Annotated in this window: 10 protein-coding genes; 3 read left to right on the forward strand and 7 right to left on the reverse strand. The window is 70.4% G+C overall.

What is annotated here, in order from left to right; all coding sequences use genetic code 11:
* Nucleotides 1-356 precede the first annotated feature (356 nt).
* Nucleotides 357-2,789, forward strand: a complete 2,433-nt coding sequence (locus WME75_RS38865; protein WP_437481650.1) for a hypothetical protein — start codon at nucleotides 357-359, stop codon at nucleotides 2,787-2,789.
* Between the two features lie 42 nt (nucleotides 2,790-2,831).
* Here WME75_RS38865 and WME75_RS38870 read toward each other — a convergent pair whose 3' ends face one another.
* The 7 genes from WME75_RS38870 to WME75_RS38900 all read right to left on the reverse strand — a co-directional run bounded on the left by WME75_RS38870 (nucleotide 2,832) and on the right by WME75_RS38900 (nucleotide 9,575).
* A complete protein-coding gene (locus WME75_RS38870; RefSeq protein WP_437481651.1) occupies nucleotides 2,832-3,905 on the reverse strand; it encodes a tellurite resistance/C4-dicarboxylate transporter family protein in 1,074 nt (357 codons plus the stop codon).
* Nucleotides 3,906-4,130, reverse strand: a complete 225-nt coding sequence (locus WME75_RS38875; protein WP_437481652.1) for a DUF6755 family protein — start codon at nucleotides 4,128-4,130, stop codon at nucleotides 3,906-3,908.
* A complete protein-coding gene (locus WME75_RS38880; protein ID WP_437481653.1) occupies nucleotides 4,127-4,681 on the reverse strand; it encodes a Rieske 2Fe-2S domain-containing protein in 555 nt (184 codons plus the stop codon). Before WME75_RS38880 ends, WME75_RS38875 begins: the two co-directional genes overlap by 4 nt.
* A gap of 8 nt (nucleotides 4,682-4,689) precedes the next feature.
* Complete coding sequence (locus WME75_RS38885) at nucleotides 4,690-5,325, reverse strand: 4Fe-4S dicluster domain-containing protein (RefSeq protein ID WP_437481654.1); 636 nt, start codon at nucleotides 5,323-5,325, stop codon at nucleotides 4,690-4,692.
* Nucleotides 5,326-5,343: 18 nt separating this feature from the next.
* Nucleotides 5,344-7,659, reverse strand: a complete 2,316-nt coding sequence (locus WME75_RS38890; RefSeq protein WP_437481655.1) for a molybdopterin oxidoreductase family protein — start codon at nucleotides 7,657-7,659, stop codon at nucleotides 5,344-5,346.
* Nucleotides 7,656-8,822: an MFS transporter gene (locus tag WME75_RS38895; protein ID WP_437481656.1), complete on the reverse strand. Its 1,167-nt coding sequence runs from the start codon at nucleotides 8,820-8,822 to the stop codon at nucleotides 7,656-7,658. The genes WME75_RS38890 and WME75_RS38895 overlap by 4 nt, the downstream gene beginning before the upstream one ends.
* Before the next feature lie 207 nt (nucleotides 8,823-9,029).
* Nucleotides 9,030-9,575 carry a response regulator gene (locus tag WME75_RS38900; protein ID WP_437481657.1) on the reverse strand — a complete coding sequence of 182 codons (546 nt, stop codon included), beginning with the start codon at nucleotides 9,573-9,575 and terminating at the stop codon, nucleotides 9,030-9,032.
* A gap of 24 nt (nucleotides 9,576-9,599) precedes the next feature.
* Here WME75_RS38900 and WME75_RS38905 point away from each other — a divergent pair, with 24 nt between their 5' ends.
* Both WME75_RS38905 and WME75_RS38910 read left to right on the forward strand, forming a co-directional pair.
* On the forward strand, nucleotides 9,600-10,928 hold the full coding sequence (locus WME75_RS38905; protein WP_437481658.1) for an ATP-binding protein: 1,329 nt from the start codon (nucleotides 9,600-9,602) through the stop codon (nucleotides 10,926-10,928).
* A 140-nt stretch (nucleotides 10,929-11,068) separates the two neighbouring features.
* Nucleotides 11,069-13,108, forward strand: coding sequence for a membrane dipeptidase (locus WME75_RS38910; protein WP_437481659.1), 2,040 nt, complete (start codon nucleotides 11,069-11,071; stop codon nucleotides 13,106-13,108).
* Nucleotides 13,109-13,162 lie beyond the last annotated feature (54 nt).

Genomic DNA, 13,162 nt, shown 5'->3' on the forward strand with positions numbered 1-13,162 from the left:
CAACACAACGCGCCTCGGCGGAGGGTGCGGAGCACCACATCGCACCTTGTCTCGAACAGATCCGCCGCGGCGCCGGGGCGCTGCGGCTCGGTCGGAGCGCGACGCGGCGGCTCGCTCGGAGCGCGGCGCGGCGGCTCGCTCGGAGGGCGCGCTGTAGGGGGCCTCCTTCTCGAGCTCCTCGAACAGCAGATGGTTTTGGCGCAGCGGACCTCGCTAGACAATTGTATCGGTGCAACCACGATGCGACGCTCGGCCTGCCCGGGCGTCCCGCGCCCCCTGGCGCGCTGCGTTCTTCAGCGACTATGGCGAAGACTTACCGTCCGCGGATCCCCAAGCCCTTTCGCATCCCGCGACCGATGACCTCGCAGGGGGACGCGGCGCGCTTCGGCTGGCTCCGGCCCGATGTGCTCTCGATCGCCGCGGGCGCGCTGATCGCGGCCGTGGCGCCGCTCGAGCGGTTCGACTACGTGGCGCGCGGCCTCACCGCGTCCGCGCTCGCCGACGCCGCGCCCTCCGCGCAGGTGCTGCTCGTCACGGCCTCGCCCGAGGCGCTGCGCGACGGGCTCTGCGAGCGATCGCTCCCCGGGCTGCTCGAGCGCGGGCGCGCGCGCGGGGCGCTGCTGGTCCCCCCGGCGGACGCGTTCTGCGGCGGCGGCGACGCCGCGGGCCGCGCCGCGGGGGCGGCGCCCGTCGTCCGGATGCCGCCGGCGCTCTTGCGCCTGAGCGCGGGCGAGGTCGTCGGCTTCTTCCCGCTGGCCGCCGAGGCGCGCGCGGCGGAGCTCGGCGCGCTCGGCGTCTCGGCGGCGCCCTGGGTGCTCAAGAAGGCGCCGCAGAGCGTCCCGGCGGTCAGCCTGCGCGATCTCGCGGACGGCCAGGTCCCGGCGGCCGCGCTCGAGGGCCGCGTCGCGGTCGTCGGGGTCGGCGCGGGGGGCGTCGCGCCCCAGGCGGTCGCGACGTCGGCGCTGCCGCCGGCGAAGGGCATCGCCGCGGTCCTCGGCGGGCTGCTCGACGGCGGCCGGCGCGCCTCGGCCCCGGCCTGGGTGCCGGCGCTCTTCGTCCTGCTCGCCGGCGGGCTCGTGTGGCTCGCGCGCCGCCGCCACGGGAGCCTCGTCGCGACGACCGCGCTGTTCCTCGCCACGTTCGCGCTCGCCGCGGGCCAGAGCGTGCTCGCCGCGCGGGCGGAGGCGAGCCTCCTCCCGCTGCCGAGCACCCTGTTCGGCCTCGCGGTCGCGTTCGCGGGCGTGATGATCCTCCGCGGGCTCGCCGTCCAGCGCTCGGTCGATCGCGCCGCGGAGCTCATCCAGCGCGCCGCGCTGTTCCGCATGCAGGGGGTCCACACGCTGCGGGACGAGGAGTTCTGGCCGCGCGTGGCGCGCCTCGCCGAGCAGGCGCACCCGGCCGATCTCGTGCTCATCGCCGAGCTGCCCGCGGGCAGCTGGCACCTCAGGTTCTGGAACGATCGGAGCGACCCTCGCGGCGGCGAGAGCCTCGTCGCGGAGCGCCGCCACGACGTCCGCCGCCCGCCGTACAGCAGCGAGCAGGGCGTGCCGGCGATCCGCCTGGCGCGCCGCTTCCTGACGAAGCAGGACATGCCGGCGGTCGTGGTCCCGCTCATCGCGTTCGGCGAGATCGAGGGCTACGTGTTCTTCTGCGGCCCGGTCGCGGAGCAGACGTTCTCGCGCGAGCCGGAGCGGGCCGAGCACGTCGGCCGCGAGCTCGCGCTGCTCCTGCGCAGGAAGCGCCTCGCGCGCACCGCGGAGGCCGACGCGGGCGGCGCGGGCGACGACCGCGCCGGCCACGCGCCGGAGGACGATCTCGTCGAGGGCGCGCGCGTCGCGCTCGACGACCTCCAGCTCTTCGGGTCGATGCTGCGCAGCGCGCCGGTGGGGCTCCTGTACGCCGACGCCTTCGGCGACGTCCGCTTCGTCGCGCCGGCGTTCGCGAAGTGGCTGCGCGCGCGCGACGTCGTGGTCCCCGCGGAGAGCGCGAGCGCGGCGCTCCCGCCCGGCTCGCTCACGCTCGGCGACGTCCTCGGCGCCACGTCGGCCGGCAGCGCCGCGGTGTCGCTCTCCAGCGTGATGGCGAGCGACGAGGGCATCGAGCTCAGCGTCAGCGCGCCCGAGCCGTATGTGCTCTCGGTGCGCCCGCTCCGCCGCGAGTCGGACGGCTCCACGTGGATCGCGGGCTACGTCGCCGCGCTGATCCCGGTGAAGCAGCCGGCCCCTGGCTCGGGGAACGTGCGGCCGCTCGCGGCGCGCGACGCGACAGATCCGCTCTGCGCCTTCCAGCTCGGCGACGTCGTGGCCGAGGCCGTCGCGAGCGCCGCCCGCGCCACGGGCCGGGCGGTGCGGCTCGAGCCGATCCGCGGCGCGACGCACGCCCTCGGGCACCGCGGCGAGCTCGCGCAGGTGCTCGAGGCGTTCCTGACCGACGTCGCGGGCCGCGGGCTCCCTGGGCACGGCCCGGTGGTGTCGGTGCGCGAGGCGCCGCAGGGCGTGCAGCTGTCGATTTTGGACGTCGGCTTCGGCCTGGGGCTGCCGGAGTCGGCGCTCCAGCGCGTGCTCACGGCGCCCGGCGCCGCGCCGGCCGGGCTCGAGCCGCTCGGCCGGCTCATCCTGGCCGTGGAGGACAGCCACGGGCAGGCGGAGCTCAAGACGAACGACGGCTGGGGGATCACGCTCACGGTGACGCTCCTCAGGGCGCACCCGCGCGTCGGCGGGACCGCGCACGAGGGCGGCAAGCCGGCGGCGCAGAACGTCATCGCGATCGGGAGAGCGGGCCCGAAGTAGGAGCGGGCTCCGGTCGTCCTCGGCCGCCCGCGCCTGCGGTCCTCAGGCGGATGGCGCTCCGGCCTGTGCCTTGCCCGAGGCCAGCAGCGAGAGGATCATCGCGACGAAGACAACGATCCACGAAAGGAGCGCCACGTAGCTCGAGTAGCGGGGGATGATCAGCAAGAAATCCAGATCGGCGGCTCGCGCCAATCGAATCGTACAGACGGTGTACATCCCCAGCGGGAACACCATTCCCCAGTACTGGGGATCGTAACGAAAGGGAAACCGGCGGACGGCGTGGCGCCAGATCCCCAGGATGACCAGGAGCGGGATCCACCAGGTCGCGGCGACCCAGAAGAAGAGCGTGAAGCCTGTCAGGAACGCCTCGATCCTCGCGATCAGCGGCGACGCCTCCCGAGCGAGCAGCAGCGTCGAGCCCGCGAGGGTCGTGATGGCCACCGCCCCCATGTTGATCCAGTAGGGCGGCGTCAACCGCTCCATCGTCATCGGAAGGAAGGTGAAGCGGTAAAAGATCAGCGTGATGATCGTGAGGTAGAGCAGGGCGCCGAGCAGGAACATGCACAGCGCGAAGAACAGCACCGGGGCGGGCGCCGTCATGCCGGGAGCGAGGAGCGAACCGAGGACGGAGACCCCCTGCGTGGCGACGGTCGCGATGAGCCAGGCGCCGTTGATGCCCTCTTCGAGCGAGGGTTTCTGCTCGCGCACGATGACCGCGGTGAGGAAGCTGTACATGACGACCCCCCACAGCGCGATGCCCGCGAACCAGAGCACGCGCGCGGCGGAGGGCTCACCGCCGACGACGAGGAGCTGCGTTCCGAGCACGCAGGTCCCGGCGACGAGCGTGAAGAACCCAGGACCGCGTCCGTGATCGCGGAGATCGCCCAGCACGCGCCCGGGGTAGACGGCGAGGCGCACGAGCAGGAGCAGGCTCAGGAGCGCGTAGATCGCGAGGTTGACCCGGAGCAGGGCGCGGGCGATCCATGATAGACCGACGAGCTCGGACGCGATCGAGACGATGCCCGTCGCCATGACGAGCGCGAAATAGCCGGGATACAGGTCCTCGATTCCGCGCGCGATCCGGCGGGTCAGCGTCGTCCTGCCTGAGCCGTCCATCTATTCGAACCGGACCAGGTACCGGAGGAGCCCTATGTTGAGACCCAGGCACAAAAGGCTCACGAGCGCCGCGGGGAGCGCGACCGTCGTGTCGCCGCCCAGCGTCGCGTTCACCGTCGCCGTGAAGAGCCAGAGCTGAAGCACGACGATCAAGATCACGAAGACGAGCATCCCGTTGATGATCGTCATGCGCTGGGCGCGGGCGATGCGGCTCCTCGGCTTCATGTCGCCGAGTCCTCGACGCCGGTCGCATAGACGGTCTCGTCGCGCACCTCGAGCAGCACGCGGGGGAGCCGTCGCTGCGGCGGACCGGCGAGCGGAGCCCCTGTGTGCAGGTCGAACCAGCCGTTATGGCAGGGGCAGTGGAGCTTGCCTTGCTCGACCGCGGGGATGACCGGGCACTGGAGGTGCGTGCACTGCTGATCGTAGGCCACGAAGGCGCGCGGCCCCGTCTTCACCAGGAGCCGCGGCGTGCTGCCCTCGGGATAGGTGAACGTCTTGGCCCCACCCACGGGGAGCTCGCTGACGGCGGCCACCGGGAGCGCCGGCGCCCTCGCCTCGCGCCGGCCGAACAGGCTCTTGTAGACGAGCCAGAGGTGTCCGACGGCGAAGGCGCCGCTCGTCAACACGACGTATTTGATCAGATCGCGGCGCGAGACATAGTCGTCCTCCGCCCAGTCGATCGGAAAATCGCGCCGCCAGCGCGGCTGCTCGGTGTCCGGGGCTCGGTCCGGCGGCACCGAGCGCGGCTCGAGAGGGCCTCGATCGCCGGTCATGGGCTGGCTCATGCTCCCCCTTCGCCCGCGAACACGTCGTCGAGCACGTCATGGCCGATGGTGGGCTCGTACATCGCCGCGGTCACGTCGATGATCTCCTGCGCCGAATCCGCCGGGACCATGACGTTCACCTTGGTCCGGATCGTCTGGGCCCCGAAGCGAAACGTGTTCACCGGCCTGGCGCGCGGGCGGAGCCTGGCCATCTCCTCGCGCGTGCCGAAGGCGAGCGCCTGGCTCGGACACACCGAGGCGCACATCGGCTTGAGCCCGATCGACGTGCGGTCGTAGCACATGTCGCATTTCATCATCAGGTTCATCCGGGTGTTCATCTTCGGGACACCGAACGGACACGCGAGCACGCAGTTGTTGCAGGCGATGCAGCGCGGCTTTCGCGCCGTCTGGACGACGCCGTCCTCGGTGCGCTTGATGGCGTCGGCGGGGCAGACCTCGGCGCAGGTGGGCGAGTCGCAGTGCATGCAGATGACCGGCAGCGTCTGCGTCGAGCGCGCTCGATCCACGTAGTCGAGCTGGATCATCGATTGCCCCTTGTGCGTGTCACACTCGGTGCAGGCCTGGATGCACGACTGACAGCCGATGCAGCGGCTGGGGTCGACGAAGAATTCGTGCGTCTCGGGGACGGGCATCGTACGAGGAGCCTCCGCTCACTGCTGGGGTTCGAGGATCATGGCGTGGTTCGGAGGAGCGTCGGCCTTGCTCACCCGGACGGCGCAAACCTTGTATTCGGGGATCTTCGAGATCGGATCCTGCGCCGAGATCGTGAGCTGGTTGGCGCTCTTCCGGCCGCCCCAGTGGTAGGGGACGAAGACGGTGTCCGGCCGGATGGTCTTGACGACGGACGCGCGCAACGTGACGCTCCCTCGACGACTCTCGACCTGGGTCCAGTCCCCCTCGGCGATCCCGAGCTGCCCGGCGAGCCGCGGGTGGATCTCCACACGCGGCTCCGGGCAATGATCGACGAGCGGCCCGATGCGGCGCGTCTGGTTGCCGGACAGGAACTGGCTGACGACCCGCCCGGTCGTGAGGATGACCGGGTACGCGTCGTCGACGTCCTCGGCGGGCCCGACGTAGGGCGTGGGGTTGAAGCGAGCCTTCCCGTCGGGGAAGTAGAACGGACCGCTCCCCTTGGCCACGGGGTTCCACGAACCGGGCTCGAACAGCCGCACGGTCCCCTGGGGGCCGGGGTCGGGCGCTCCCTCCGGCGTCTCGCTCCGGCACGGCCAGAAGACGCCGAAGTTCTCCTCGATCCGCTCGTACGTCACGCCGGAGTAGTCGCAGACGCCGCCCTTCGAGGCGATCCGGAGCTCATCGAACATCTCCCGCGGGCTCTCGAAGGTGAGCCCGCGCTCCCGGCCGAGGGCCTTCGCGATGTCCTGGATGATCCGCCAGTCCTGCCGCGCCTCCCCGGGACAATCGACCGCCTTGTGGATGCGAACGATGCGCCCCTCCACCTGCGTCACCGTCCCTTCGTCCTCCTCCTGGAGCGATCCCGGAAGCACGATGTCCGCGTAGCGCGCCGTCTCGCTCATGAAGAAGTCGATCGCGACGAAAAAATCGAGCTTCTCGAGCGCTGCGCGGACGAAGTTGTTGTCCGGGAGCGACACGACCGGGTTGAAGCAGATGGAGAGCAGGCCGCGGATCTCTCCGGCGTGGGCCTTGCGCATGATCTCGTATGCATCGACGCCGGGCCGCGGGAGGTCGTCGGGGCTCATGCCCCAGACGCTCGCCACGTACGCCCGATGCTCGGGATTGCCGAGATCGCGGCCGCCCGGCAGCTGATCGCACTTCTGCCCGTGCTCGCGGCCGCCCTGCCCGTTGGCCTGACCCGTGATGGTGGCGTAGCCGGAGCCCGGCCGCCCGATGCGCCCCGAAGCCAGGACGATGTTGATCGTGCTGAGGACGTTCTGCACGCCGTGGCTGTGGTGCTCGATCCCACGGGCGTGCAGCAAGAAGCTCGTCTTCGCCGTGCCCCACCACTCGGCGGCCTGCCGGATCGTCTTCTCCGCGATCCCGGTGACCTCCGCGGTCCTCCGCGGCGTCCATTCGCGCACCAGCTCGGCCACCGCGTCGAAGCCCACGGTGTGCTGCCGGATGAAGTCGTGATCGAGCCAGTCGTTCTCGATCATCAGCTGCAAGATGCCGTTGAACAGGGCGGCGTCGCGCCCCGGTTTGACGGGGAGGAACAGGTCGCACGTCCGGGCGATCGGCGTGATGCGCGGATCGACGACGATGATCTTCGCCCCGTGCTCGCGCGCCTGCCAGAGGTAGTCCGTGGTGATCGGCGCGCACTCTGCCACGTTGGCGCCGGCGACGACGATCACCTCGCTGCCCAGGATGTCGCTCCAGGGGTTCGCCGCGCGGTCGACGCCGAACGCCTTCTTGTTGCCCGCCGCCGCGCTGACCATGCACAGCCGGCCGTTGTAGTCGATGTTGGCCGTCCGCAAGCACATGTGGGCGAACTTGCCCATCAAGTACGTCTTTTCGGTCGTCAGGCTGGCGCCCGACAGGAGGGCGAACGCGTCCCGGCCGTGCTCCCGCTGAATCCGCTCGATGGCGTCCGCGACCCGGCGGATCCCGTCTTCATAAGCGAGCCTCCGGAAGCCCGAGGGCGCTGCCGGGTCCTTCTCGTAGGCGGAGAGCAGGCGATCGGGGTGCGCCTGTTGCAGGTAGCGCTTGACCCCCTTCGGGCAGAGCATGCCGCGGTTGAAGGGGAACTCGTACCACGGCTCGATCCCGACGATCGTGTTGTCCTTGACCTTGAGCTGCATTCCGCACTGCTGACCGCAAAAGCAGCAATGCGTCTTCACGAGCTTGTCGGGTTCGACGCCGCTGTCGACGCGGAGGTCGCTCGCATAGGCGCGGTGAGGTCCGAACTCGCGGATCACGCCGAGATCCAGCTCCGGCGTCGGCAAGGCGGGCCGCGCCGCAGCGCTTCCGGAGGTGTCCTTCGATCCGTTCATGGGTGAAAATTCTCCGCGTCTTCCGTGTCCAGAGGGCCTTCGCCGAGCCCAGGATTGGCATACACCGGCATGGGGAGAGGCCCCTCGCTCGGCAGCGGCGCGCCGCCGCGGCGGCCATGCCACGACAGCCCCTGCGCCAGCGCGAACGACGCGCGCCGGCAGGGCGGGCAGATCCATTGGTAGTGCTCGGCGTCGCTGCCAGGGATCTCGTAGCGGTATCCCAGCTCTCGCTCCACCTGGATCAGATCGAGCACGTGCATCCGCGAGGTGAAGGCGTGTCCACAGCGCCGGCAGTGCGCCTTCTCCTCGGCGCGCCCCATGTCCTTGTAGAAGCCGACGCCCAGCTGGGCCGGGCGCTGGAAGATATGGAAGAACTTGCCGAACGGCAGCCAGACGAACGTCATGATCACGGTGACGGCGTGCAGGATGGAGATGAACGTGAACCCGTACCCTTTCATCCACGTATAGCTCGCCGTCAGCATGAGCCCCGTGACGCTCACGGCGAACAGCAGGAGGAGCGGCATGAGATCCTCGGCGAACCGCTGCAGCGCGCCCGCGCCCTGCTCCCGCATCCGGCGCCGCATGGCCAGCATGACCCCCGCGATCACGAGGAACGACGCCCACACGAGGCCGTGGAACAGGAAGAACCCCAGCGCCGAGCCGTGGGGGAACTGGAACGCAGCGAATCCGAAGACCACCGCTTCGTAGAGCGCCGGATCGGAGGGCACCGGGCGAAAGTGGAGCCAGCCGAAGACGAGCGGAAACGTGATCGCCACGGCGAGGGTGCAGCCCCACATGATGAGCAGGTGCGTCAAGCCGCGCAGCGCTCCGCGCCGCACGATGAAGCGGTTCATGAGGACATCCAGGCTGAAGCGGGACAGCCAGGAGCGGGCGTTGCGCAGCCGGAAGCCGCGCCGGAGGAACGCTTGCCAGCCGCGCCGCCAGTAGAGCGCGGTCGGTGGACGCGATAGCCACATCACGTAGCGGTACGTGAGGCCGAAGGTCGCGAAGAGGATCGAGAATGTGTACGCCACGAGCGCCGCATCGAAGTGGGCGAGGTTGCGAGAGCCCACCAGGATGAGGGCCCCGAGCACGATCGTGGCGACGAGGCCCCACGTCACCGAACGTGCGACTTCGCGGGTCGTGGTTCGTGTTCGAGTCATCGCCTGATGTCCCTCTCGAATTGCGTGAATTTGCGCGGAATTGCGTGAGCTGACGGACGAGCGTCGAGCTGAAGCGTGGATCGCGTCATTTTTGCGCCGATCCATCCAGCGTTCTCGTGCGGCGCTCTCGCGCTGTAGCACAGGCACGCGTCGAACCTCGCCGTATTTTCGTGGCGCGGGTTTCCGTCTACGACCGCCTACGACCGCCTACGACCGCCGCCGGAGGATGTGCTGGAGCAGCTGGCGCGAGATGTTCAGGAGCTGCGCCGCCTTCCGCCGGCTCCCTCCGGCGCGCGCGAGCGCCTCGTCGACCATGATGGTGCGGACCTGCTCCTCGACATCCTGGATCGAGGTCCGCCCCACGGCTGCGCGCACCTGCGGGCGGAGATCGGGCGGACGGGCCAGCGCGTCGTCGATCGCGCGATCGAGCTCCTCGAGGCGCAGCGGCTTGGCCAGAAACGAGCGCACGCCCATCTGGGCGAGACGGAACGATACCGCCGGGCTCGCCGATCCGCTGATGGCCACGATGGCCGGCGCGACAGCACAGGCCATTGCCCGCTCCACGACGTCGACGGCGCTCCCGTCGGGGAGCGTCACGTCGGCGATGATCCCTTGAAACGCCCCGTCCGCGAGCGCGCGATACGCCTCGGCCACCGACGCGCAGGCGAGGACCTCGACGCCGCGCACCTCGAGGGCCTCGCCCAGCGCGCGTCTGAGCCTCGCGTCGTCCTCCACGACAAGCCAGCGTAGCATTGTGTGGTAGCATGGCTCCACTCGATGGGGGCGCCTAGTCTGAAAGCGGCGGAGCAGGCCAGCCTCCCGGCGCTGCTGACCGGCGATCAGCTCGACGCCCTCATCACGCGCGAGGCGCTGCGGGGCGAGCGCACCGCCTCGATCGCACGGAGTGTCTTCTGCGCGGCCCTCCTCGCGCGGTTCATCGCCGTCGGCGGCCTGACGTTGCCAGGCTTCTACCATCGCGCCCTCATCGAGGTTCCGCTGCTCCTCGGCGCGGTCGCCGCCTCCATGTACCTGTGGCGGAGGAGCCGGCGAGTCGATGCCTCCCCCCGCCTGCTCCTCGTCTCGGTCGGCGTCGACGCGCTCCTGTGCTTCGTGGCGCTCCTGCCGAACGTGATCTGGCCGTGGGAGGGTTACCCGGGAATATTGCAGATCCCCGACATGACCGCGCTCCTCATCACGGTGTCCTCGAGCGCGTTCCGGCTCGTCCGCCGGGCGGTCCTCCTCGCGGCGGCGGCGAATGTGCTCTCCGCGGTCGTGCTCCTCGTAATCGACCGCGTGCTGAACGGCGGCCGCGACAATTTCTGGGCAATGGCCTCGCTGTTCTTGATGCTGCTCCTGACGGCCGCCTGCGCGGCCTTCCTCGTCACGCTGCGCACGCTCCGCGTCGTCGAGCTCGGGGCGAGCTCCACGCTGCGCGCCGAGCGTGCGCAGCGGAACCTGAGCGTCGTGCTGCACGAACACCACGACGTGAAGACCTCGCTCTCTGCCGCCCTCATCGACACGGAGCTCCTGCAGCGCGAGCTCTTCCGGGTCGAGTCCGCGAGCGCCGCGCGCATGCTGCGGAAGCTCGCGCAGCTCCGCGAGAGCATCGAGGAGGTCGCCTCGGCCATGGGGCACATCCGCGAGCGGACGGTGCGCGAGCTCGACGCGCTGCGCGCGACGACCCCCGCCGAGGTCGGCGAGGCGGCGCGCGGCGCCCTCCGGGTCGTCCGGTGGCGTTACAAGGCGGTGAGGGTCGATGTCACGGAGGGCGCGGAGCGCACCGCGGTCCTGTTCGCGGGGGGGCACGACGTGCTGGAGCGGGTGCTCCTGAACCTCCTTGTCAACGCGTGCGAGGGGACCGGCGAGCGCGGGGCCTCGAGGGTGACGCTCGACGCGCGCCCGCTGGGCGGCGGACGGGTCGCCATCGAGGTGAAGGACGACGGCCCGGGCTTCCTGGACACGCCGAGCCCGAAGCCCGGTGGCTCCGGACAGGGGCTCGGCTTCGTGACCGGCATGGTGGAATCGAGCGGTGGGCTCGTCCTGCGCGGCAACCTCCTGGAGGGCGGCGCGAAGGTCACCCTCGAGCTGCTCGAAGCGCCCGTGTAACGGCGGAGCGCGGCGGCGAGCGGAGCGGGGGCAAGAAGATTTGCCCTTATGGTGTCTCCGGCCATGCGGTACCCCCTCAGCACCGAAGTGGGTACTCGCACGAGCTCCGGCGCTCGCGAACCGCTGAAGGATCATTCGCCATGAAGAGGACCACCTCGATGACAGCTCCTGCGCTGGACAAGACCTGGATCGCGCTCGCCGCGGTCGCGCTGACGCTCGCGGCCTCCGGTCCGGCGAGCGCGCAGGCGCGACGTTCGCCGATCTTCGATCCCGCGCTGAACGCCTCCGGCCGGCCGCTGCGCGGGTTCGCCGATCTCCACACCCACCCGATGGCGCACCTCGGCTTCGGCGGGCACGTGCTCCACGGCGCCCCCGACGTCGACGTGCTCATGGCGCCGGGCACCATCTACGATCCCGCCGGACAGGGCCTATCGGGCGCCACCTGCAACGCCTCGATGCGGCGCGCCGCCAGCGTCGCGGAGGCGCTGGGGACCAGCTACAGCACGCACCGAGGGCTCGATCTCTTCACGAACAAGTGCGGGAATCACGTCCGCCAGATCGTGCTCGGGGAGCTGGCGAGTTCCCACGGCATCCGCTCGTTCGAGGTCGAGCGTCCCGTGGGCTATCCGACGTTCGCGCACTTCCCTGCGCATAACGACATCCTGCACCAGCAGATGTGGGTCGACTGGATCCAGCGCGCGAAGGAGGGTGGGCTCCGGGTGATGGTCGCGCTGGCCGTCAACAGCCGCACGCTCGCGCACGGCATCGAGGCGAACCCACCCATCGATGACAGGGAGTCGGGCGATCTCCAGATCCGGGAGCTCGTCCGCTTCGTCGGCAAGCACAGCCAGTGGATGGAGATCGCGCGTTCGGCCCGCGACCTCCGGCGCATCGTCGAGCAGAACAAGCTCGCGGTGATCGTCGGTGTCGAGCTGGACGACATCGGCAACTTCGTGTGGAACAGCGCCGCGCCCACGGAGGCCCAGATCCGCGCCGAGATCAGGCGCCTGCATGGCCTCGGCGTGCGCTACATGTTCCCGGTCCACCTCACGGACAGCCTCTTCGGCGGCGCCGCCGCCTACGAGGACGAGGTGGCGCGCGCCAACCGCTTCCAGACGGGGAAGTGGTGGGACCTCGAGTGCTCGCGCGGAGAGGGCATCACGAAGCAGATCCAGTCGGGGAACGATCTCTTCAAGTTGATGAAGCTGGGCGACGCCGGCGGCCACATCCCGCTCCCGGGCTGCCAGGCGGGTGAAGGTCACAAGAACCGGCTGGGGCTCTTGCCCCTGGGCCGCGCCGCCATCCACGAGATGATGAAGCTCGGGATGATCATCGACATCGATCACATGTCCCAGAGGATGGTGGGCGACGTGCTGGCGTTCACCCGCTCGACGCCCGGCGGCGCGTATCCGCTCGTCTCGGGTCACAACGGGCTCCGCGGATCGAGCGGCAACGAGAATGGCCGCACGGACGCCCAGTACAGGGAGATTGCCGCGCGCGGCGGGCTCGCGGGCGTCGGCTTCGGCGGCTCCAGCGCACGGAGCTTCCTGCGGGACGCTGCCGCCGTGGCGGCGATCACGTCGGGTGGCAAGCCGCTCCAGATCACCCTCGGCTCGGACGTCAACGGGATGGTCGTCATGCCGCGCTCTCCCGAGTGCCAGGCGCCCCGGAACCAGGTGGTGAGGGTGCCTGGCGACGCCTGGGGGCACCCGCCCGCCCAGCTCCGGTGCACAGGCGGCGAGATCGACGTGCGCTCCGCGCGGATCGGCTGCCTCGACATCCAGACCAGCGGCAACCTCACGGGCCTCGTCGCAGAGGCTTGCGAAGGCAGGCCATCCTGCTCTTACAAGGCGCCGACGCCCGCCGAATACAGCCGAGCCGGTGTCCAGGCCGCGACGCGCACGTTCTGTACGCAGGCCATGGAGATCGTCTACCGATGTGCCGATCCGGCCGCGGACGCGTGCGTCGACTATGCAAGCTTCCCCCGGGCCCGGATGGGGAGCCGCTCGTGGGATTACAACGAGGAGGGGGTCGCCCACATCGGGCTCTTCCCGGATTTCCTCAAGCACGTCGAGGCGCTTCCGGGTGGGCAGCAGCTCATCCACGGGCTCTACGACGGAGCCGAGGGCGTCGCGCAGATGTGGGCGAAGGCCGAGACGGTCGGCCGCTCCGTCCCCTGATTCGCCCACGCCCGGCGCGCCCCCCGCTCGCCGCGGGGCGTCTCGTCAGAACTC

The sequence above is a fragment of the Sorangium sp. So ce1014 genome (assembly GCF_051521505.1).
Classification (GTDB): domain Bacteria; phylum Myxococcota_A; class Polyangia; order Polyangiales; family Polyangiaceae; genus Sorangium.

Bases quoted from the DNA above. Each gene is read 5' to 3' on its own strand.
- WME75_RS38875 (WP_437481652.1), bottom strand. From the start codon at position 4,130: ATGAAGCCGAGGAGCCGCATCGCCCGCGCCCAGCGCATGACGATCATC.
- WME75_RS38905 (WP_437481658.1), top strand. From the start codon at position 9,600: ATGGGGGCGCCTAGTCTGAAAGCGGCGGAGCAGGCCAGCCTCCCGGCG.
- WME75_RS38870 (WP_437481651.1), bottom strand. From the start codon at position 3,905: ATGGACGGCTCAGGCAGGACGACGCTGACCCGCCGGATCGCGCGCGGA.
- WME75_RS38890 (WP_437481655.1), bottom strand. From the start codon at position 7,659: ATGAACGGATCGAAGGACACCTCCGGAAGCGCTGCGGCGCGGCCCGCC.
- WME75_RS38885 (WP_437481654.1), bottom strand. From the start codon at position 5,325: ATGCCCGTCCCCGAGACGCACGAATTCTTCGTCGACCCCAGCCGCTGC.
- WME75_RS38895 (WP_437481656.1), bottom strand. From the start codon at position 8,822: ATGACTCGAACACGAACCACGACCCGCGAAGTCGCACGTTCGGTGACG.
- WME75_RS38880 (WP_437481653.1), bottom strand. From the start codon at position 4,681: ATGACCGGCGATCGAGGCCCTCTCGAGCCGCGCTCGGTGCCGCCGGAC.
- WME75_RS38900 (WP_437481657.1), bottom strand. From the start codon at position 9,575: ATGCTACGCTGGCTTGTCGTGGAGGACGACGCGAGGCTCAGACGCGCG.
- WME75_RS38865 (WP_437481650.1), top strand. From the start codon at position 357: ATGACCTCGCAGGGGGACGCGGCGCGCTTCGGCTGGCTCCGGCCCGAT.
- WME75_RS38910 (WP_437481659.1), top strand. From the start codon at position 11,069: ATGAAGAGGACCACCTCGATGACAGCTCCTGCGCTGGACAAGACCTGG.